Below are 21,409 nucleotides of genomic sequence, written 5' to 3' on the forward strand. Positions count from 1 at the left end.
CCCAGCCTTCCCCGGAAGGACTGCATGGATGATCGGGCAACTGGAGTTTCCATTTCACCAACTGAGGATGTGTGTGTTCACGCCAGTGCCAGGTCCGGCCCTACGCGAACATGCCATCGGGAGAATGCAATGAACCACCGCAAGACGCTGCTGGCGGCCATGCTTGGTACGGCCAGCCTGTACGCAACGAGCTCGCACGCCGCCGACGCCGACAAACTGGTGTTCAGCGAGAATGCCATCGAAGGGCGCTATATCGTCGTCCTGAAGGAAGACGCCGCCCGCTTCGCCGACGAGCGCTCCAACAAGCCCGAGATCGCCACTGTCGCCGCCCAGCTGGCCCGCTCCTACGGCGCCAAGGTGGAAATGAGCTACAGCAAGGTCCTGCCCGGCTTCGTCGTGACGGCGAACGACAAGGCGCTTGCACAGCTGCTGGCCGATGAGCGCGTGGCCTACATCGAAGAGGACGGCTGGGTTCATGCCAGCGCCGTGCAGAGTGGCGCCACCTGGGGTCTGGACCGCATCGACCAGCGCAACCTGCCGCTGAACCAGCAGTACCAGTACGACACCACGGCGTCGAACGTGCGCATCTACGTGGTCGATACCGGCATCCGCTCCACCCACAACGACTTCGGCGGCCGCGTCGGTGCCGGCTACACGGCGATCAATGACGGCCGCGGCACCGAAGACTGCAATGGCCACGGCACGCACGTCGCCAGCACCGCGGCCGGCGCGACCTACGGCGTCGCCAAGTCGGCCCGCCTGCATCCCGTCCGAGTGCTCGGCTGCGATGGCTCCGGCACGAACTCCGGCGTGATCGCCGGCATGGACTGGGTGGCCAACAACCACGTCAAGCCGGCCGTCGCCAACATGAGCCTGGGTGGCGGTGCCTCCACGGCAACCGACCAGGCGGTGCAGCGCATGCACAACGCCGGCGTCACCGTCGTCGTCGCTGCCGGCAACGACAACTCGAATGCCTGCAACTACTCGCCGGCACGCGCCGCAGTCGCCATCACCGTCGGTTCGACGACGAACACCGATGCGCGCTCGTCGTTCTCGAACTATGGCAACTGCCTCGACATCTTCGCCCCGGGTTCGTCGATCACTGCCGCCTGGCACTCGAGCAATACCTCGACCAACACGATCAGCGGCACATCGATGGCTTCGCCGCATGTCGCCGGCGTCGCCGCCCTCTACCTGGCGAACAACCCCAGTGCGACACCCAGCCAGGTGACCACGGCCGTGATCAACAACGCCACGCCGAACAAGGTCACCAGTGCGGGCAGCGGCTCGCCCAACCGGTTGCTGTATTCCCTGTTCGGCGGCGGTGGTGGTGGTCCGGAGCCGGAGCCGGAACCGCCCACCGGCCAGCTGCAGAACGGCGTCCCGGTGACCGGCCTGTCCGGTGCGGCGAGCTCCGAGCGTCGCTACACGCTGCAGGTTCCGTCGGGTGCCACCAACCTGTCGTTCGCGATGAGCGGCGGCAGCGGCGACGCCGACCTGTATGTCCGATTCGGCAGCGCGCCGACCACCAGCAGCTACGACTGCCGTCCGTACCTGAGCGGCAACAACGAGACCTGCAACTTCAGCAGCGCCCAGAGCGGCACCTACCACGTCCTCGTTCGCGGCTACAGCAGCTACTCCGGCGCGCAGCTGGTGGGCAGCTACCAGGCCGGTGGCGGTGGCGGCGGATCGGCACCCTGCTCGGGTGCCAACTGCACGTCGTTCACCGGCTCGCTCAGTGGCAGCGGACAGGCGGTGATCCAGCCGAACGGCAACTACTACCAGAGTGTCGCCGGCGCGCAGCGGGGCTGGCTGACCGGTCCGTCAACGGCGGACTTCGACCTGGAGCTGTATCGCTGGAACGGTTCGGCCTGGACCCGCGTCGCCAACTCGGCGTCGGCCAGCAGCACCGAGTCGATCAACTACAACGGCGCTGCCGGCTACTACTACTGGCGGATCCGGTCCTACTCGGGCAGCGGCAGCTACACGTTCTACATGCAGACCCCGTAATCACAGAACGATTGCGCATTTCAGCCCCGGCAATGCCGGGGCTTTTTTTCGTCTGACGGCTGCCGGCGTACGACGGGCACGGGTACATCGGGTCTTTCGCAGCGGCAGTGCCCCATCCGCCCCGCCCGGCCGGCGGAGGAAGCACGCCCCCTTCTGTGCATCAGGCCGGCGTGCGGCAGGGCCAGCGGCTGCATCGACCCCGCGCCGTGCGCCCCAACCTGCTGTCTCCAGGCCAGTTTCAGGATTTTCGTCATTGCGTGATTGGATTCGTGCCCTTATCGCGCTTGGACAGGTAACGGGTGGAAAGGTCGGGCCGGGAGGAAGGTCCGATTGCCACCCTGCCCATTCAACTGCGGAGAGAGCCTGTCCATGAGACCCATCGCCGATGTCCATGAATCGTTCCACCCTGCATGTGCCGCAGGCGTCGCGGCACACAGGGACACGCGGACGCGGTGGACGCTGATCGTACTGCTGCTGTCGGCCTGGCTGCTGGTCGCCCTGCCGGCCCGTGCCGGAACGCCGGAACCTTTTCTGTTCGAGAGTTCGGCACCGGGCCTGGCCGGCGGCGGACTGAGCCTCTCGGGCACGCACTTCCACGGCATTTCATTCCGCCTGACCGAGCGCGTCCGCGTTTCCGAGATCGGTGGCCAGCTGAGTTCGTTCCAGCCGGCGACCATCTATGGGGCGATCTACGCCCTCGGCACGCCGTCTTCGCCGGCTTACGTGCTCACGGACAGCAACCTGGTGGCGACCGCGCTGCTGGACATGCCCGGCGGCAACGCGCCCGCGGAAATCAGTACCGCCATGGACGTCGAGCTTGAACCGGGCTGGTATGCCGTTGGTTTCGGTACCGGCCGCCACGGTTCGCCCACGTCGCAGTCCTCGGCGACGATGAACGCCACGGGCAATCCCAAACCGGCGAGAACCTACGGCCCCTGGACCATGAACATGGCCAGCGGCTCCATGGTCTTGCAGCAGACCTCGGTGCGCATTTTCCTGCGCGGCCAGCCCATCGAGCCCGCACCGGTCGATCCGACGCGCTTTCTCTGGCAGACCGTCGAGCCCTGGGCGTGGGGCGTGACCGCCTATTACCGCATGGACAACCAGAATTTCGCCGCCCAGCGTTTCACGCTGAACCGGCCTACCAGGATCGACCGCGTCGGCGTATGGGGTGGATACATGGGCCACGGCACCGGCTTCGTGGCGATCTTCCCGCTCCAGAGCGCCAACGACCTGCCTCCGCATCCTAACGATCCGCTGCTGGAGCAGAAGGCGCTGGCCAGTGCGCTGATCACGAGCCAGTCGTTCACCGAGGAGCTGTTCGCCGATTTTGGCGGCATCGAGCTGCCACCGGGCCACTACGGCATGATCGTCGGCAGTGGACGCTTCGGCGCCGACGGCGCCATCTACCTGGTATACCTCGAAGACGGCGTCATCGTCCCGACCACCCTGCGCTACGAACCGCAGTTCCCGGGCTGGCTGAACCTCACCTCCGTGTTCTCCATGCGCGTCACGGGTCTCATGGCCGAAATCGCCATGGATACCGATGTGCTCGACTTCGGGGACGTCCTCGTCGACGACGGTTCACGGCGGACGGTCACGATCACCAACTACCGCGAACACGGTCCGCTGGCGATCGAGCTGGCCTACCTGTCGGGTGACGATGCGATGCACTTCGATTTCGGCATCGATATCGCCGACTGCGCCAGCATCGCGGTCGGCGCGAGCTGCAGTTTCAGCATCGACTACCGGCCCCAGGCCGCGGGACCCCACGTTGCCGTGATGACGATCATCAGTGACGGCATTCCCGATCCGGTCGAGGTGCAGTTGTCCGGCAGCGGCCTGGCCTCGGCGTGGGTGACACCAGGCGCCCAGGGCAATGGCAGCATCCAGCCCGACGTGCCGCAATTGACGGCCATCGGTGACAACGTCGCGTTCTCGCTGACGCCTGCCGAGGGTCACCACGTGGCCGACGTTGAAGGCAGCTGCGGCGGCACGCTCGATGGCCTGGTCTTCAACACCGCGGGAATTGCCGCCGACTGCAGCGTGACGGCGGTATTCGCACTGAACCACTACTTACTGACCTATTTCGCCGGAGCGCATGGCAAGGTGGATGGCGACACCGTGCAAAGCATCGACCACGGCGGATCGGGTTCGGCCGTGACGGCGGTGGCGGACGAGGGCTACCACTTCGTGCAGTGGAGTGATGGCCGTAGCGACAATCCGCGCCTGGACGCCAATGTGGTGGCGGCCATCACGGTGGAAGCGCAGTTCGCCATCAACACCTACACGCTGGCCTATTCGGCCGACAGCAACGGCAGCATCGATGGTGAGCCGGTGCAGACCGTTGAACACGGCGAAGACGGCGCACCCGTGACGGCGGTGCCGGGAAAGGGGTATCACTTCCTGCAATGGAGCGATGGTCGCGACGACAACCCGCGGGTCGATATGGCTGTCACATCCGACTTCGCCGTGTCCGCGGCGTTTGCGATCAACACCTACACCGTCACCGCCTCGTCCAGTGGCAACGGCACGCTGTCACCCACGGGTGCGCAGACCGTTGAGCACGGGTCGGACATATCGTTCCAGGTCTCCCCGGATCCCGGGTTCGTCGCGGTCGTGGGCGGCAGCTGTGGCGGAGAGCTCGACGGCAACACCTATGTCACCGCGCCCGTCATCGGCGATTGCACCGTCGACGCCAGTTTCGTTGCGCCGGTTTCACTGCACATCGTGACCGGCGACGCGCAGTCTGCCGTCATCGGCATGCCTTTCGACCAGGCATTACGGGTGCTCGTGCTCGATATCGACGCCGAGCCGGTGTCCGGTGTCGAGATCACTTTCATGCCACCTGCCAGCGGCCCTTCCCTGTTGCCCGCCCAGGCAACCGTCACGACGGGCAGCGATGGCATCGCCGCTCTCGGCGTCATGGCCAACATGACACCAGGCACGTATGCCGTCAGCGCGAGTGCGCCCGCCTATGCCGCCGCGGCCGGCGTGACGTTCGCACTGGAAAACCGGCTTGCAGACGCGCATCTGTCGGTCAGCGTCAGCGATGGTCGCGACCATATACGCCATGGCCAGGTGGTCGACTATCTCGTCGAGGTGTTGAACGAAGGTCCCGACGCAGTCACCGGGCTGTCGATCGCCATGACACTGGCGGACAGCCTCGACGTTTCATCCGCCACCTGGCAGTGCCTGACAGCGGTCAGTGGATGCACCCCGAGCGGCACCGGCGCGTTGCAGGACAGCGGGCTGGTGCTCGGCGTGGGCGAGGCGGCCGGCTATGTGGTGACCGTGGCGGTTGCCGCCGACACCGACCTGCCCGCGACGACTGCAAGCGTGGACATCACGGCACCGGGCTTGTCAGCCTTTGCCGAAGACACGACCACGCTGGTCATCTTCCGCAACGGCTTCAACTCGGAGATGGATGATGGCGCGAAGGCCGTGCCCGACTCTGCTCCCGATCTGTCCGGCCCGGCCTTCCACGGTATCGGAGACGTGGCCGTCGATCCGGTCACCATGGAAGACGATGGCATCGTGACCCTCTTGCAGGTCGCCGGCCCGGCGAACACCGTCATCCGGATCGACCAGCTGCAGTACGGCGACGCAACCCTCGTGCGCCTGGCGGCCAGCGACGGGCATTCCGGGCAAGCGAGCAGCTGGCTGCGGATCGAGCCGGACGAACCGGTTCTTGCAGCGCCGTACACCAGCGGCGGTCAGGTCGGGATGCTGCTGTCTTCGGAGAGCGGGACTGTCGAGCTTGACCTGGGGAACATCGCGCCGCGGTGACTTCGCCAGCATGGCGTCCGCGGGACGTAGCGTCCCGCGGGGCCGGCTCCCCTGGCAATCGCAGCGCGGCAATTCGGACACAGCACCCGCCGGTGCGACGGATTGAGCCCCGACACCCGGGGCTCCTTTTTGCGTGCGCGCGAAAACATCGACGGGTTGATCGCCCGCCTGTCGCCCGAACGGCTTCGCACACGACTGGCGGTGGGCAGGACTTGGCGCGTTGGCGGCTCCCGCAACCTGGAGCGACGCCGGAGACGGCAAACACGACATGGGAAGCGGGCGATAAAGGCCATACCACGTCCTGTCGGACTGGCCGGCGTGGAGACTCGCCCCCCGCTGTCCCGGCGACATCCGGGCACTGGGTTCGCATCCCGTCGGCGTAGTGCACCGACATCGTACGGTGCATGCCCCGGACACCCGTCAGGCTGCCTGGCGTCCCGGCTTATTCCGCTGCGCACCGCGGATGCGAAATCGCGAAGCCTGCAGGGCCGGCGGGGGTGCGGCGGCTGAAAACGGAAACGCCCGACCGCAAGGTCGGGCGTTGGAAATCGTGGTGGAGCGGAGGAGGATCGAACTCCCGACCTTCGCATTGCGAACGCGACGCTCTCCCAGCTGAGCTACCGCCCCACACGAAGCGGCAATTCTAGTTGCTGGTCAGGCGGCTGCCAAGTGGACCGGCCGCAGCGGTCCGCCCATGGAATCGTGTCGGGCCGCGGAGAGTTGAACGCGGTGGCGCCTCGACCGCGCCCTGCGGGCGACTGCGCCGTCCACTACGGCAGCCGGCCTTCGGTCGAGCCCCGCGTGGCTTCCCGCCGCCCCGCTCGACCAGAAACGAAAACGGGCCCTTGCGGGCCCATTCCCGTCTGTGGCGGAGAGGGTGGGGTGAACGCGGTCCATCCGTGGACCGCGCCCTGCGGGCGGCTGCGCCGTCCACTGCGGCAGCCGGCCTTCGTGTCGAGCCCCGCGTGGCTTCCCGCCGCCCCGCTCGACCAGAAACGAAAACGGGCCCTTGCGGGCCCATTCCCGTCTGTGGCGGAGAGGGTGGGATGAACGCGGTCCATCCGTGGACCGCGCCCTGCGGGCGGCAGCGCCGTCCACTGCGGCATCCGGCCTTCGTGTCGAACCCCACGTGGCTTCCCGCCGCCCCGCTCGACCAGAAACGAAAACGGGCCCTTGCGGGCCCATTCCCGTCTGTGGCGGAGAGGGTGGGATGAACGCGGTCCATCCGTGGACCGCGCCCTGCGGGCGGCTGCGCCGTCCACTACGGCATCCTGCCTTCGTGTCGAACCCCGCGTGGCGTCTCGCCCTTCCCGCTCGACCAGAAACGAAAACGGGCCCTTGCGGGCCCATTCCCGTCTGTGGCGGAGAGGGTGGGATGAACGCGGTCCATCCGTGGACCGCGCCCTGCGGGCGGCTGCGCCGTCCACTACGGCATCCTGCCTTCGTGTCGAACCCCGCGTGGCTTCTCGCCCTTCCCGCTCGACCAGAAACGAAAACGGGCCCTTGCGGGCCCATTCTCGTTTCTGGCGGAGAGGGTGGGATTCGAACCCACGGTGACATCGCTGCCACGGCGGTTTTCAAGACCGCTGCCTTAAACCACTCGGCCACCTCTCCATTGCGTTCGCGATTCTAGCAGGCGGACGGCGGGTGTTTGCGCGCCGTGAGGACGTCGGGTGCATGTCAAATGCAACCGCCGACGCGGAAACGGAAACGGGGCCTTTCGGCCCCGTTTCCTGTCACGTGCCCGGCCCGGACTCAGGCGTTGGCCGTATCGTCCTCGGTGACGGCCTTGATCGACAGGCGGATGCGGCCCTGCTTGTCGACTTCCAGCACCTTCACCTTGACGATGTCGCCTTCCTTCAGCTTGTCGGACACCTTGTCCACGCGCTCGGAGGAAATCTGGGAGACATGCACCAGGCCGTCACGACCCGGCAGGATCGTCACGAAGGCGCCGAAATCCATCAGCTTGGCAACCTTGCCTTCGTAGATGCGACCCGGCTCGACATCGGCGGTGATCTGCTCGATGCGCTTGCGGGCGGCATCGGCCGCGGCGCGGTTGACCGAGGCGATGGTGACGGTACCGTCGTCGACGATGTCGATGGTGGTGCCGGTTTCCTCGGTGATCGAGCGGATGACGCTGCCGCCCTTGCCGATGACTTCGCGGATCTTGTCCGGATGGATCTTGAAGGTCAGCAGACGCGGCGCGTACTCGCTCATCTCGGTGCGCGGCGCCGACAGGCCCTTCGCCATTTCGCCCAGGATATGCAGGCGACCGTCGCGGGCCTGGGCCAGCGCCACCTTCATGATCTCCTCGGTGATGCCGTCGATCTTGATGTCCATCTGCAGGGCGGAGATGCCCTCGGCGGTACCGGCCACCTTGAAGTCCATGTCGCCCAGGTGGTCTTCGTCACCCAGGATGTCGGACAGCACGGCGAAACGGTCGGCTTCCTTGATCAGGCCCATCGCGATGCCCGCGACCGGCGCCTTGATCGGCACACCCGCATCCATCAGCGCCAGCGAGGAGCCGCAGACGGAAGCCATCGACGAGGAACCGTTCGACTCGGTGATCTCGGAAACGACGCGGATCACGTACGGGAACTCGCCCTCGGCCGGCATCACGGCCTGCACGCCGCGCTTGGCGAGGCGGCCGTGGCCGATCTCGCGACGCTTCGGGCCGGCCATGCGGCCAGCCTCACCGACGCTGTACGGCGGGAAGTTGTAGTGGAACAGGAAGTTGTCCTTGCTCTCCCCTTCGACCGCGTCGATGACCTGGCCATCGCGACCGGTGCCCAGCGTGGTCACGACCAGCGCCTGCGTCTCGCCGCGGGTGAACAGCGCCGAGCCGTGCGTACGCGGCAGGACGCCAACGCGCACGTTGATCGGGCGGACGGTCTTCAGGTCACGGCCGTCGATGCGCAGGCCGGTGTCGAGCACCGAGGAGCGCATGGTCTGGTATTCCAGTTCGCCGAATTCGCCGGACAGCTCGCCGGGCAGCCAGCCATTGGCTTCGGCCTGCTCCTTCAGCTGCTCCAGCACTTCGGCCTTGAGCTTGGCGATCGCGTCGCGCCGCGCCAGCTTGTCGCGGATCTGGAAAGCCTCGGCAAGACGGGAGCCGGTGGCGGCCTTGATGGCGTCGACCATCGCGGTGTTGCGTGCCGGTGCCTGCCAGTCCCAGCGCTGCACGCCGACTTCGGCGGCCAGCTCGTTGATCGCGTTGATCACGGCCTGCATCTGCTGGTGACCGTACATCACCGCGCCGAGCATCACGTCCTCGCTCAGCAGCTGCGCTTCGGATTCCACCATCAGCACCGCGTTCGCGGTGCCGGCGACGACCAGGTCGAGCTTGGAGTCGGCCAGCTCGCTGTTCGACGGGTTGAGGATGTACTCGCCGTTGGCGTAACCGACGCGGGCGGCGCCGATCGGGCCGGCGAACGGAATGCCGGAGAGGGCCAGTGCGGCAGAGGTGCCGATCATCGCCGGGATGTCACCCGGGACATCCGGATTCAGCGACAGCAACGTGGCGATGACCTGCACTTCGTTGCGGAAGCCTTCCGGGAACAGCGGGCGGATCGGACGGTCGATCAGGCGCGACGTCAGCGTTTCGCGCTCGGTCGGACGGCCTTCGCGCTTGAAGAAGCCGCCGGGGATGCGGCCACCGGCGTAGAACTTTTCCTGGTAATCGACGGTGAGCGGGAAGAAGTCCATCCCTTCCCGCGCCGTGCGATTGCCGACCGCCGTCACGAGGACGACGGTGCCATCGACGCTAACCATCACCGCGCCGCTGGCTTGCCGCGCGATTTCGCCGGTTTCCAGGGTGACGAGGTGCTTGCCGTACTGGAACTGCTTGGTGTGCTTGGTCACGAGCCTGGATCCCTTCGTACTGGCGGTTAGCGGCGGAGGCCGAGCTTGGCGATCAGCGCCTTGTAGCGCTCGTCATCCTTGCGCTTGAGGTAATCAAGCAGGCGGCGGCGCTGGTTGACCAGCTTGAGCAGGCCACGACGCGAGTGGTGGTCCTTCTTGTGCTCGGCGAAATGCTGGGTCAGGTATTCGATGCGGGCCGACAGCAGGGCAACCTGCACTTCCGGGGAGCCGGTGTCGTTGGCGGCACGCTGGTGCTCGCTGATGATGCGGGCGGTATCTTCGACGCTGAGTGTCATGTGGAAATGTCCTGATGTACGAAGCGAACCCCGCGGTTCGAGATGAACCGCCCCAGGTTTCGCGAATCAATGGTTTGCATGAGGCGAAGGCAGCCGCCATTCTAACGGTAGCGCCAGTGCCGCAACAAGCCTGAAACCGCCGGCTTCAGGTCGGATTGATCACCCGCTGCGGACGCAGGAGGCCATCCGCAGCCTTTCCCAGCAGCGCGACCAGCCGGCCGTCGCCATCGAAGCCGGCCAGCACGCCGTCCGGAATATCGTCGATGGCCACGCCCCTGCCCTGCCGGATCGCGAGGACCTGGCCGGCATCGAGCCTGAGCACCGGCCAGCCCGACACCGCGACCTCCAGCGGCAACAGGCAGTCGGCGCCGTTTTCGATGTCCTCCAGGCTGACCATGGAACGGCCGCGGAAGGGATCGACCCACAGCCGGCGCAGCCGTGTCACGTGCGCTCCACAACCCAGCACCTGGCCGAAGTCGTGCACCAGCGAACGGATGTAGGTACCGCTGCCACACTCGACGGTCAGGTCGACCCGGTCGCCCTCGTGGCCGTCGATGCGGATGGCATGGATCGCGACCTCGCGTTCCGGCGCCACCACGTCCTGGCCCCGACGCGCCAGCCGGTACAGCGGCTGTCCGCCCTGTTTGATCGCCGAATACACCGGCGCACGCTGGCGGACGCGCCCGGTGAACGGCCGCAGCACCGCCTCCAGCGCCGCGCGATCGAGGGCCGGCACCGGACGGTCGGCGGTGACCGCGCCTTCGGAATCGTAGGTGGTTGTGGTCTGGCCGAGCCGGCAACCGACGCTGTAGGCCTTGTCCTTGTGCAGCAGGTGGCCGGCCAGCTTGGTCGCCTCGCCGAGCAGGATCGGCAGCATGCCGGTGGCCAGCGGATCGAGGGTGCCGGCATGGCCGGCCTTGGCGGCACCGATCAGGCGCTTGACCTTCTGGAGTGCGGTGTTGGAACTGAGGCCTTCCGGCTTGTCGAGCAGGACGATCCCGTTCACGGCACCACCGGCCGGCCGCGTGCCGGCCGCATATTGCTGGACATCCATGCGCTAAACGGCGGCGCCGAAGCGATCAGGCCGAGGGGCCCGATCCCTCCTGGTCGTCGACCGGCCCACCGTCATCACCGCCTTCGGCCGGCGCAGGATCGTTGCCCAGCCCGGCTTCGCGCAGCAGTCGCTCGATGCGCTCGCCTTCCTCGACCGAACGGTCGTAGCGGAAGTGCAGCTCAGGCGTGATGCGAAGACGCAGCCGTTGCGCGAGCTGGCGACGCATGTCGCGCGCCAGCTCCTTGAGCATGGCCAGCGCCGGCTCGGCGGCGGCGTTGTCCAGAGCGGTGAAATAAACCGTCGCATGGGCGAAGTCGCGGGTGACTTCGACATCGGACACGCTGATCTCCGGCAGCAGTGCGTCGCGGACCGCCTGGTGGACCAGCAGGCCGACTTCGCGGCGCAGCTCGGCGCCGACGCGGTCGGTGCGTTTGAAGGAGGAACGTGCCATGGCAGCTACCGTTTGCAGGACGGGCCGACGACGACGCCGGCCAGCCCGATCAATGGGGTCACAGCGTACGCTGGACTTCGACGCGCTCGAAGCACTCGATCTGGTCGCCCGACTTGACGTCGTAGCCCTTCACGCCGATGCCGCACTCCATGCCGTTGCGGACTTCCTCGACGACTTCCTTGAAGCGGCGAAGCGATTCCAGCTCGCCCTGGAAGACGACGACGTTGTCGCGCAGGACGCGGATCGGCTTGTTCCGCTTGACGATGCCTTCGACGACCATGCAGCCGGCGATCTGGCCGAACTTCGAGGAACGGAAGACCTCGCGAACCTCGGCGATGCCGATGATGTCCTCGCGGATCTCCGTACCGAGAAGACCGGTAACGGCCTGCTTCACCTGGTCGATCACGTCGTAGATGATCGAGAAGTACAGCACCTGGATGCCGGCATCGTTGACGACGCGACGCGCGGTGGCGTCGGCACGGACGTTGAAGCCGATCACCAGTGCCTTCGACGCGGCTGCCAGAGTGGCATCCGATTCGGTGATGCCGCCGACGCCGGCGCCGATCACGTTGACACGCACCAGTTCGTTGCTCAGGCCGGTCAGCGCATCGCGCAGGGCCTCGACCGAACCCTGCACGTCCGCCTTGATCAGGATGTTCAGCGTCTGCTGCTCGCTGGTCTGGCCCATGTTGGCCATGATGTCTTCCAGCTTCGCCATCTGCGTCTTGGCCAGGCGCGCCTCGCGCAGCTTCTGCGCACGCGTATGCGCCACTTCCTTGGCCATGCGCTCGTTGGCGACGACGGTGAAATCGTCACCGGCGTTCGGCGAACCGGACAGGCCGAGGATCTCGACCGGGATCGACGGGCCCGCTTCCTGCACCGGCCGGCCGGCCTCGTCGAACATGGCGCGGATGCGGCCGTACTCGACGCCGCAGACCACGAAATCGCTCTTGTTCAGCGTGCCCTGCTGCACCAGCACGGTGGCGACCGTACCGCGGCCCTTGTCGAGGCGCGATTCGACGACAACGCCGGAGGCCGTGCCCTTGGCGACCGCCTTGAGCTCCATGACCTCGGCCTGCACCAGGATCGCGTCGAGCAGGTCGTCGATGCCCATGCCGGTCTTCGCCGACACCGGCACGAACGCGACGTCGCCACCGAAGTCCTCGGCGATGACTTCGTGCTGGATCAGTTCCTGCTTCACCGCGTCGAGGTTGGACGCCGGCTTGTCCATCTTGTTGACCGCGACGATCAGCGGCGTGCCGGCGGCACGGGCGTGCTGCACGGCTTCGATCGTCTGCGGCATGACGCCGTCGTCACCGGCCACCACCAGCACGACGATGTCGGTCAGCTTGGCGCCGCGCGCGCGCATCGCCGTGAACGCGGCGTGGCCCGGGGTATCCAGGAACGTGATCACGCCCTTGTCGGTTTCGACGTGGTAGGCGCCGATGTGCTGTGTGATGCCGCCCGCCTCGCCCGAGGCCACCTTGGTGCGACGGATGTAGTCCAGCAGCGATGTCTTGCCGTGGTCGACGTGGCCCATGATGGTCACGACAGGCGGACGCACGGAGGCCTCGCCCTGCAATTCGCTGTGCGCCAGCAGTTCCTGTTCCAGGTCGCGCTCCTCGGCCCGCTTTGCGGAATGTCCCAGTTCTTCGACGACCAGCACCGCGGTGTCGTGGTCGAGCGTCTGGTTGATGGTGGCCATGACGCCCATCTTCATGAGCGCCTTGATGAGTTCGCCAGCCTTGATGGCCATCTTCTGGGCCAGGTCGCCGACGACGATGGACTCGCCGATCTCGATCTCGCGCACCACCGGTGCGGTCGGACGCGAGAAACCGTGGCGGTCGCCACCGCTGCCGCCACGACCGCTGTCGCCGTGGCGCTGCGGCTTGCCGCCGCGACGCTTGCCCGGCGCGGACCGGCGTTCGTTGCTCAGGTGCAGTTCGCCGCGAATGTATGGCGGTGCCGCCACATCCTCGCTGACCTCGGTTTCGGCCATGCGATGCGATCCACGGCCCGGCTTGTGCCGGCGCGGCTCCTCACGCGCCTTTTCCGGCGCCTTCGGCGGCAGGTCCTTGCGCGGCGGACGCGCTTCATCGGGCTTTCGCTGCGCATCGGCAGCGGCTTCGGGCGCCTTCGCGCCAGGCGCGGCGGCGGCCGCGCGCGCCTGTTCGTCAGCCAGGCGCTGCGCTTCGGCCTCGGCGGCGCGGCGCGCTTCCTCCTCGGCCTTGCGACGGGCTTCCTCTTCGCGGCGCTTGCGATCGGATTCCTCGAGCGCCTTCAGCTCTTCGGCCTGCTGCGCACGCGAGGCTTCCAGCTTGCGCAGGGCCTCCTCACGCTCGCTGTCCGCCGGATCGGCCTGCTGTTCGTCCAGGGCGGCGCGCTTCACGTAGGTGCGTTTCTGCCGGACTTCGACGGGCACCGTGGTCTTGCCGCGGCCCTGCGGGCCGGACACGGTCAGTTCCGTCACCGTCTTTCGCCGCAGGGTGATCTTCGCCGGCGTCTTGTCGACTTCGACGGCCGGGGCGGCGCCCTTGCCGTGCTGCGAGCGCAGGAACTCCAGGAGCTTGCGCTTGTCGGACGGCTTCACCAGCTCGTCCGCATTGGAATAGGACATGCCCGCCGATGCGAGCTGCTCGATCAGGGTGTCGACCGGAGTACCCACCAGTGCGGCGAGCTGTCGGATTGTTTCGGACATGCCTTTAGAACTCCTGGGTCAGATATCGGCGCGGCGGCGGGACAGGAAAAGATTCAATCCTGGGCTTCCTCGAACCAGTGCGCGCGTGCAGCCATGATCAGATTGCCGGCGCGCTCCTCGTCCAGGCCGTCGATGTCGGAGATCTCGTCGATCGCCGCCTCGGCCAGGTCCTCACGATTGGCAATGCCCCGCGCCGCCAGGGCATAGGCGATGAACTCGTCCATGCCTTCCAGATCGAGCAGGTCGTCGGCCGGCTTGTGCGCCTCGATCTCCTCTTCCTCGGCGATCATCTGCGTCAGCAGCGAATCACGCGCGCGGGCGCGCAGTTCGTTGACGATGTCGGCGTCGAATTCGTCGATGGCCAGCAGTTCGGCTTCCGGCACGTAGGCGATTTCCTCGATCGTCGAGAAACCTTCCTGGACCAGGATGCCGGCGATCTCGCCGTCCACTTCCAGCTTGTCCTGGAACAGCTGGCGGGCCGCTTCCTGCTCGGCTTCGGACTTCTCGCGAACCTGCGCCTCGGTCATCACGTTGAGGTGCCAGCCGGTCAGGCGGCTGGCCAGGCGCACGTTCTGGCCACCGCGACCGATCGCCTGGGACAGCTTGTCCTCGGCTACCGCGATGTCCATGCTGTTCTTTTCCTCGTCGACGATGATCGACTGGACTTCCGCCGGCGCCATCGCGTTGATGACGTACTGCGCCGGGTTCTCGCTCCACAGGATGATGTCGACGCGCTCGCCGTTGAGCTCGTTCGACACCGCCTGCACGCGCGAACCGCGCATGCCGATGCAGGCGCCGATGGGATCGGTGCGGTTGTCGTGGGCGCGCACGGCGATCTTTGCGCGGTCGCCCGGATCGCGGGCGCAGCCCATGATCTCGACCAGGCCCTGGCCGATTTCCGGCACTTCGATCCGGAACAGCTCGATCATGAATTCGGGCGCGGTGCGCGAGATGAACAGCTGCGGCCCGCGCGGCTCGGAGCGGACTTCATACAGGTAGCCGCGCACGCGGTCGCCGACGCGCAGGTTCTCGCGCTGGATGCCCTTTTCTCGCGGGATGAAACCCTCGGCGTTGGAACCCAGGTCGATGATGATATTGCCGCGCTCGGCACGCTTGACGGTACCGGTAAGCAGTTCGCCCACGCGATCCTTGTAGGCTTCGACGACGAGGGCACGCTCGGCTTCGCGCACCTTCTGCAGGATGACCTGCTTGGCGGCCTGCGCGGCGATGCGGCCGAACTCGGCGTTCTCGACCTGCTCCTCAATGAAGTCCCCGACCTGGGCGTCCGGGTTGATGTCCAGGGCGTCCATGAGGCGCAGCTGGCGGTCCGGCGATTCCATGACGACGTCATCGGCGACGACTTCCCAACGCCGGAACGTCTGGTAGTTGCCCGACGCGCGGTCGATGCTCACGCGCATCAGCACGTCTTCCTCGTAGCGCTTCTTTGCGGCCGAGGCGAGCGCGGCTTCCAGGGCGTCGAAGATCACGGCGCGCTCGACGCCCTTCTCGTTCGCCACGGCTTCGGCGACCAGCAACAGTTCCTTGCTCATTCCGTGTCTCCAGGTGCGCCGGCCTTGCCGTTCGCGCGTCCAGGCTGTGCCAACAGTTTCGCGTAGTCCGGCTTGACCCGGATCTTCGCCGCTTGTGCAAAATCAAAGGAGAACGGCTGGCCGTCCACGGCCAGCGTGACGCGCTCGCCGTCCACCGATTCCAGGCGCCCCTGGATCCGGCGCCGCCCGTTGACCGGCGCATGCAGGCTGGCTTCGAGGGTTTCGCCCGCATAGCGCGGAAGCTGCGCCGCCTTGAAGAAGGGACGGTCCAGGCCAGGCGAGGACACCTCGAGGGTGTAGTGGCCGTTGATCGGATCCTCGACATCGAAGAGCGCACTGACTTCGCGGCTGACCGACTCGCAGTCGTCAACCGTGACTTCGCGCCCGGCGTGGTCGATGTACAGGCGCACCAGGGAATTGTTCGCGCGCGGCGCATATTCCACGCCCCACAGCTCGAGACCGAGCGCGGAGATCGTGGATTCCACCAGCCTTGCGATGTCCTGAGCCTTGTCCATGCCTTCCTGCAAAAATCACAAACAAAAAATGGCCGCAAGCGGCCATCCTGAGCCAGCCGACGACGTTGGAGCATTCCCGTCGTGCGGCCAAGAAAAAAGCCTCGCTGAGGAGGCTTTTTTCAAACCTGGTAGCGGGGGCAGGATTTGAACCTGCGACCTTCGGGTTATGAGCCCGACGAGCTGCCAGACTGCTCCACCCCGCATCAGCGAGCGCGCATTGTAATCAGTTGCGGGACTTGCCGCAAGCCCGATATGGAAGCGATACGACATCGTTCAGCGGCGGCGCTCCGCAAGCAGTGCCTGCAGATCGTCAGGCAGTGTTGCCTGCGGGAAACGCCGGCGCAGTTTTTCCAGCTCGCGCACCGCCTCGGCACGCCTGCCCTGTCGGACCAGTTCACGGACGCGGGCGATGTCCCGGGCGACTTCGCCTTGGTCGGCGCCTCCGGCTGATTCGGCCGACGCCTTGCCGGCGTCGGTGCCGGCCTCCCGCGCATCCGGGATGCCGGAGGATGTATCCGGGACGGGTGCCCGCTCGACGACGGGCGCGGGTGGTGGCGCCGGCACAGGCGCCGGCACAGGCGCCGGCACAGGCGCAGGTACAGGTACAGGTACAGGTACAGGTACAGGTACAGGTACAGGTACAGGTACAGGTACAGGTACAGGTACAGGTACAGGCGATGGTGCCGGCAGGGCTGCCGCCGGCGGTGGCGCGGGAACGGGTGCCTTTGCCGGTGCCGGCAAAATGCCGGATGGGGGCGACACGCTGCGGGCTGCCGGTGTGGCAGGCGACGCCGCCTGCGGCGCGATTTGCCCGGAACGCCCTGGAGCAGAGGATGCAGGCGAAGGCTCGGCCGCAACCGGCGCGGTCGCAGGCGGCGGTACCGGCGTGGCCGGCGTCGGGGCGGAAGACCCTTGCGCCGGCTGCGGCGCACGCAGCGATCTTGCCCGCGTTCCTCCGGCGGGCGCTTCCTTCTTCGCCGGTGTATCCGACCGCGGCGCCGCCTGTTCGAAACGGGCTGGCGCCGTGTCGACCGACGGCCTGGCATCCGCCTGGTTCCGGATTCTTTCCTCCCCCGCCTTCTCCCAGGTCCCAGTCCGTGCGGCGGGTGGCTCCGCATCGCGCACCGCGCCCTCCCCTTCGGCCCCCGACGCGCCGACCTCTGCCGGCGCGAACCCGGGTGCATCGGATCCACGGGCGCCTGCTTCCGGCGAAGGCGGCGCGCCCGTCGGCATGGATTCCAGCAGCCGTTCTTCATGGCCGGGCATCTCCACGACCCGCCAGACCACACCGACGGCCACGACGAGGACGGCCGCGCTGGCCAGGCTCACCAGCCATGGCGGTCGACGCGAGCGGCGAGCCGCCACGGCGGCTGTCGCCGAACGGGCCTGCGCCAGGACCGCCTGCTCGACAGCGGGCGGCGGCGCGCCGGTCTTCCAGACCGTCAGGCGGTCGGCCAGTTCGCGTTCCTGCGCGGTCAGGGGCTCACGCTCGCTCATGCCAGCCGTTCCCGCAGTTTGTCCATGGCATAGCGCAGCCGCGATTTGACGGTCTCGCGTCCGACGCCGGTGATCAAGCCGATTTCCTCCAGCGACAGCTCCTGGTCGAGGCGGAGCAGCACGACGTGGCGCTGCTCGGCGGGCAGCGCGGCGATGGCCTGGCGCAGGCGCTGCTGTGCCTGGAACTCGGACAACTGCCTTTCCGGCGTCGCCTCATGCTCCACCAGCGCCGCGATGACCGGCCCGTCGCCGTCGGCCGTATCGAGCGGCTGCTCGGGCCGCTGCCGGCGGTGCCGGTCTATCAGCAGGTTGTGTGCGATCTGCAGCAGCCAGGTGCTGAACTTCGCCTCGGGGCGGTAACGTGGCGCGGCATTGATCACGCGACTCCACACTTCCTGGAAACAGTCGTCCGCCTGGTCGCGACGTCCCAGCGCGCGCAGAAGGAATCCATACAGCGTGTTGCGGTGCCGGCGATACAGCGTCTCGAACGCGGCCGCATCGCCGGCGGCGTAGGACTGCATGAGGATTTCGTCGCTGGGCTCCGCGGTCATCCGGCAAGCGTAAAGCAATTCCGGCAGCGCCGGCCCGGCAGCGGACCCTGCAGGGGCCGCGGCCAGGGCCGCTGGCGAGCGCGCCAAGTCGAGCCCGCGCCACCGGAGCGCAGGCGCGGGTGACGGCGCCGATACGGCGGACATCGACCTCACCAGGCCGTGTCCGGCTCAGGCCGCGCCGGCACGTTGGACGACAGCATTCATATTCCCGCTCCTTGCAGTGGACAGGACATCAAACGCACCGGCAGCGACAACGGGGTCAACTTGAACGGCGCCAGCGGCGCCGCTGTGATTGCGCGACGGCAGGCGTCACAATGCGCGCCCCGCTGAACAGGTGATGTCATGAGCCGAGTCCGCTACCTGCAACTGGATGTCTTCGCCGCCCGTCCCGGTGGTGGCAATCCGCTGGGCGTGGTCCTCGGCGCCGACGACTGGACCGGCGAGGACATGCAGTGCTTCGCCGCCTGGACGGATCTGGTGGAAACCACGTTCCTGCTGCCGCCTGCCACGGCGGAGGCCTCCTATCGGCTGCGCATCTTCACGCCGACGCGCGAGATCGCCTTTGCCGGCCACCCGACGATCGGCAGCGCCCACGCCGCACTGGCCACCGGATTCGTGACCGCCGGCGATGGCCGCCTGGTCCAGGAATGTGGAGCCGGCCTGCTGCCGATCCTGGTCGAGGGCGAAGGGGCGGACCGCCGCCTGCTTGTGCAGTCTCCCGGTGCAACGGTGCTGCGCCGGGGCCTCGACGCCGATCCGCAACTGTCGGCCATTCTTGCCGACGTACGCCTGGGCGCACTGGCGCCCGCCTTCATCGAAGGTGGGCGGCGCTGGTGGCTGGCGGAACTGGCCGACGAAGCCAGCGTGCGCGGCTGGCATCCCAACCATGCCGCCATCGCCGCGCTGGCCCATGCCAGCGACAGCCTCGGCCTGTGTGTGTTCGCGCGCTGCGACAATTCCGATTACGACCTGGTGGTGCGCGCCTTCCCCGCCGGCGTCGGCATCGTCGAGGATCCCGCCTCGGGTGCAGCCAACGGCCTGATCGCCGCCTACGTCGCCGACAGCGAGCCGCTGGGCGGTCTCGGCCGGGGCTACCGGGTCAGTCAGGGGCGCGAGATCGGTCGCGATGCCCGCATCCTGATCCGCATCGAGGATGGCGCGATCTGGGTCGGCGGCGAGACCCAGCTGGTCATTGACGGTTATGCCGACTGGCCGCTGCGCGATGCCACCGCCGGCCGCGCCTGATTGAGCGCGACGCCGCCCAGGATCAGCGCACCGGCGAAGACCATCGTCGGGGTGACCGCCTCGCCCAGCAGCGCCCAGGCCCAGGCGACGCCGGACAGGGGCACCAGATAGGTCACCGTGGCCGCCCGTGACGGGCCCATGCGCTCGATCATGCGGAAATACATGGCATAGGCGGCGCCGGTGGCGACCAGCCCGAGGATGATCGCGCACACCCACGCGTTGGTGCCCGGCCGGGCCTGCGGCCAGCTGGCGATCGCCCACGGCGCAAGCAGCAGTGTTGTCCAGGCCAGCGTCGCCGCCGCGGTCGCCGTCGAAGGCAGTCCCGTCAGCCAGCGCTTCACCAGGTTGCCGGCAACGCCGTAGCACAGCGCGGCCAGCGTGCCGGCGATACCGGCCCAGACCGTATCCAGGCCGACGCTGCGGCCGCCGACCAGCACGATGACGCCGGCGAAACCGGCGAGCAGGCCGATACCGCGTCGGGCACCGATGCGCTCGCGGAACATCAGCGCCGCCACCAGGACCGCGAACAACGCCGCCATGCTGTTGGTGATCGCGCCGATGGCGGCCGGCGCACGTCCGGCGGCCCAGGCGAAAAGCACGAACGGCACCGCCGAATTGAGCAGGCCGATCAACGCCAGCCGCCAGCGATATGGTTTGAGTCGGGGCCAGGCCGCGACCAGGAACGGCAGCAGGACCAGCGTGCCGAACAACACCCGCAGCTCGACCAGCGCGAGCGCGCCGAACTCCGGCGCGGCGACGCGCTGGAGCATGAACGAACCGCCCCAGATCGCGCCAAGGACCAGCAGGTCCAGGCTGTTGCGCCACTCGGCCGTGCGCGTGGCAGGAGGAAGCGGTGACTCGATGGCTGCCGGGTTGCTGGACATGGCACTAGACTCGTGGCGAGGTGCGCCACTATCCGTCCGGCCCCGGAAAGCGACAAGCGCATTGTTCCGAGGCCAGCCCCAAACAGGATTTGTGTCTATGAGCATTGCCCGGTCAGCCTGGCTGTCGGCCCTGGCCGCATTCGAAGCGGCCGCCCGGCAGCAGAATTTCGCGCACGCCGCCGCCGAACTGCACCTGACGGCCAGCGCGGTCAGCCACCAGGTGCGCAAGCTGGAATCGCTGCTCGGCGTCACCCTGTTCAAGCGCCATGCCCGCGGCGTCAGCCTCACGCCCGCGGGTCGCATGCTGGCGGACGCCGCCGGCAATGCGCTGGCCGACCTCGACGGCATATTCGGCGCGCTGCGGCCGCGCAGTGACGTCGTGCGCATCCGCATCGCGACGCTGCATTCCTTTGCGCACAGCTGGCTGCTGCCGCGCCTGGGCGATTTCACGCGGCAACATCCGGACATCCGCCTCAGCGTCGAGACCGACATCGCCCTTGCCCGCTTCGACGACGACGGTCCCGACCTGGCGATCCGCCACGGACCGGGACAGTGGCCCGACATGTCGGCGCAGCACCTGCTCGACGAAACCCTGTTTCCTGTCGCCTCCCCCGACCTTCCGGGCGTGCAGGAAGTCGGCGAGGCGGGCGATATCGCGCGACTGCCGCTGATTGCCGACATGGCGCGCCAGGGCTGGCGCGACTGGTTCAGTGCAGCCGGCCATCGCGGCGTCCGACTGGCCGACATGCACACTTTCGTCGATTCCACCGATGCCCTGCAGGCAGCCGTCTGTGGACTGGGCGCAACGCTGGCGCGCGAGCGCATCGTCGCCCCCTGGCTGGCCGACGGCCGCCTGGTGCGCCTGCCCGGTCCGGTGCTGCCCGGCCGTTTCGCCTATTACCTGGTGCATCCCGCGCACCGGCGCCTGAGCGAACCGGCGGCGCTGTTCGCGCGCTGGCTGCACGAGCGCGCACGCGAGAACGCCTGAGATCCGGGTTCCTCGCGGCA

14 protein-coding genes and 3 tRNA genes are annotated in these 21,409 nt (G+C 67.5%); 4 read left to right on the plus strand and 13 right to left on the minus strand.

What is annotated here, in order from left to right:
* Positions 1–129: 129 nt before the first annotated feature.
* Complete coding sequence (locus tag EDC25_RS01365) at positions 130–2,010, plus strand: S8 family peptidase (protein WP_205984899.1); 1,881 nt, start codon at positions 130–132, stop codon at positions 2,008–2,010.
* Between the two features lie 369 nt (positions 2,011–2,379).
* Positions 2,380–5,799: an InlB B-repeat-containing protein gene (locus EDC25_RS01370; protein ID WP_123521322.1), complete on the plus strand. Its 3,420-nt coding sequence runs from the start codon at positions 2,380–2,382 to the stop codon at positions 5,797–5,799.
* A gap of 551 nt (positions 5,800–6,350) precedes the next feature.
* Here the strand turns inward: EDC25_RS01370 and EDC25_RS01375 are convergent.
* The 12 genes from EDC25_RS01375 to EDC25_RS01430 form a co-directional block, all read right to left on the minus strand.
* Positions 6,351–6,426, minus strand: a tRNA-Ala gene (locus EDC25_RS01375).
* 897 nt (positions 6,427–7,323) lie between these two features.
* Positions 7,324–7,413, minus strand: a tRNA-Ser gene (locus EDC25_RS01380).
* A 141-nt stretch (positions 7,414–7,554) separates the two neighbouring features.
* Positions 7,555–9,660 (minus strand): polyribonucleotide nucleotidyltransferase, encoded by a 2,106-nt coding sequence (pnp, locus tag EDC25_RS01385; RefSeq protein WP_123521323.1) that lies wholly within the window; start codon positions 9,658–9,660, stop codon positions 7,555–7,557.
* A gap of 26 nt (positions 9,661–9,686) precedes the next feature.
* Positions 9,687–9,956, minus strand: coding sequence for a 30S ribosomal protein S15 (gene rpsO / locus EDC25_RS01390; protein ID WP_123521324.1), 270 nt, complete (start codon positions 9,954–9,956; stop codon positions 9,687–9,689).
* Between the two features lie 145 nt (positions 9,957–10,101).
* Positions 10,102–11,010 carry a tRNA pseudouridine(55) synthase TruB gene (gene truB / locus EDC25_RS01395; RefSeq protein ID WP_123521325.1) on the minus strand — a complete coding sequence of 303 codons (909 nt, stop codon included), beginning with the start codon at positions 11,008–11,010 and terminating at the stop codon, positions 10,102–10,104.
* Positions 11,011–11,035: 25 nt separating this feature from the next.
* Positions 11,036–11,461 carry a 30S ribosome-binding factor RbfA gene (gene rbfA, locus EDC25_RS01400; RefSeq protein ID WP_123521326.1) on the minus strand — a complete coding sequence of 142 codons (426 nt, stop codon included), beginning with the start codon at positions 11,459–11,461 and terminating at the stop codon, positions 11,036–11,038.
* A 58-nt stretch (positions 11,462–11,519) separates the two neighbouring features.
* The gene (gene infB, locus EDC25_RS01405) at positions 11,520–14,159 is read right to left on the minus strand and encodes a translation initiation factor IF-2 (RefSeq protein ID WP_123521327.1); all 2,640 of its coding nucleotides are present in this window, start codon (positions 14,157–14,159) and stop codon (positions 11,520–11,522) included.
* Positions 14,160–14,212: 53 nt separating this feature from the next.
* Positions 14,213–15,709 (minus strand): transcription termination factor NusA, encoded by a 1,497-nt coding sequence (nusA, locus tag EDC25_RS01410; protein WP_123521328.1) that lies wholly within the window; start codon positions 15,707–15,709, stop codon positions 14,213–14,215.
* A complete protein-coding gene (gene rimP / locus EDC25_RS01415; protein ID WP_123521329.1) occupies positions 15,706–16,224 on the minus strand; it encodes a ribosome maturation factor RimP in 519 nt (172 codons plus the stop codon). Before rimP ends, nusA begins: the two co-directional genes overlap by 4 nt.
* Before the next feature lie 126 nt (positions 16,225–16,350).
* Positions 16,351–16,427: transfer RNA gene (locus EDC25_RS01420), tRNA-Met, on the minus strand.
* Positions 16,428–16,497: 70 nt separating this feature from the next.
* Positions 16,498–16,800 (minus strand): hypothetical protein, encoded by a 303-nt coding sequence (locus tag EDC25_RS14615; RefSeq protein ID WP_165910858.1) that lies wholly within the window; start codon positions 16,798–16,800, stop codon positions 16,498–16,500.
* 917 nt (positions 16,801–17,717) lie between these two features.
* Complete coding sequence (locus tag EDC25_RS01430; RefSeq protein WP_164483959.1) at positions 17,718–18,272, minus strand: RNA polymerase sigma factor; 555 nt, start codon at positions 18,270–18,272, stop codon at positions 17,718–17,720.
* 342 nt (positions 18,273–18,614) lie between these two features.
* Between EDC25_RS01430 and EDC25_RS01435 the strand changes: the two genes are divergently transcribed.
* Complete coding sequence (locus EDC25_RS01435; protein ID WP_123521333.1) at positions 18,615–19,517, plus strand: PhzF family phenazine biosynthesis protein; 903 nt, start codon at positions 18,615–18,617, stop codon at positions 19,515–19,517.
* Here the strand turns inward: EDC25_RS01435 and EDC25_RS01440 are convergent.
* On the minus strand, positions 19,472–20,401 hold the full coding sequence (locus tag EDC25_RS01440; protein WP_123521334.1) for a DMT family transporter: 930 nt from the start codon (positions 20,399–20,401) through the stop codon (positions 19,472–19,474). The two genes, EDC25_RS01435 and EDC25_RS01440, sit on opposite strands and share 46 nt — an antisense overlap.
* A gap of 97 nt (positions 20,402–20,498) precedes the next feature.
* On the opposite strand from EDC25_RS01440, the gene EDC25_RS01445 reads away from it, so the two are divergent.
* Positions 20,499–21,389 carry a LysR substrate-binding domain-containing protein gene (locus EDC25_RS01445; protein WP_123521335.1) on the plus strand — a complete coding sequence of 297 codons (891 nt, stop codon included), beginning with the start codon at positions 20,499–20,501 and terminating at the stop codon, positions 21,387–21,389.
* The last annotated feature ends 20 nt before the right edge of the window (positions 21,390–21,409 follow it).

Origin of the sequence: Pseudofulvimonas gallinarii (assembly GCF_004343305.1) — a bacterium.
GTDB classification, from domain to species: Bacteria; Pseudomonadota; Gammaproteobacteria; order Xanthomonadales; family UBA2363; genus Pseudofulvimonas; species Pseudofulvimonas gallinarii.

Coding starts and splice junctions, on each gene's coding strand:
- EDC25_RS01365 (WP_205984899.1), top strand. CDS start 130: ATGAACCACCGCAAGACGCTGCTGGCGGCCATGCTTGGTACGGCCAGC.
- EDC25_RS01370 (WP_123521322.1), top strand. CDS start 2,380: ATGAGACCCATCGCCGATGTCCATGAATCGTTCCACCCTGCATGTGCC.
- rpsO (WP_123521324.1), bottom strand. CDS start 9,956: ATGACACTCAGCGTCGAAGATACCGCCCGCATCATCAGCGAGCACCAG.
- truB (WP_123521325.1), bottom strand. CDS start 11,010: ATGGATGTCCAGCAATATGCGGCCGGCACGCGGCCGGCCGGTGGTGCC.
- rbfA (WP_123521326.1), bottom strand. CDS start 11,461: ATGGCACGTTCCTCCTTCAAACGCACCGACCGCGTCGGCGCCGAGCTG.
- infB (WP_123521327.1), bottom strand. CDS start 14,159: ATGTCCGAAACAATCCGACAGCTCGCCGCACTGGTGGGTACTCCGGTC.
- nusA (WP_123521328.1), bottom strand. CDS start 15,709: ATGAGCAAGGAACTGTTGCTGGTCGCCGAAGCCGTGGCGAACGAGAAG.
- rimP (WP_123521329.1), bottom strand. CDS start 16,224: ATGGACAAGGCTCAGGACATCGCAAGGCTGGTGGAATCCACGATCTCC.
- EDC25_RS01430 (WP_164483959.1), bottom strand. CDS start 18,272: ATGACCGCGGAGCCCAGCGACGAAATCCTCATGCAGTCCTACGCCGCC.
- EDC25_RS01435 (WP_123521333.1), top strand. CDS start 18,615: ATGAGCCGAGTCCGCTACCTGCAACTGGATGTCTTCGCCGCCCGTCCC.
- EDC25_RS01440 (WP_123521334.1), bottom strand. CDS start 20,401: ATGTCCAGCAACCCGGCAGCCATCGAGTCACCGCTTCCTCCTGCCACG.
- EDC25_RS01445 (WP_123521335.1), top strand. CDS start 20,499: ATGAGCATTGCCCGGTCAGCCTGGCTGTCGGCCCTGGCCGCATTCGAA.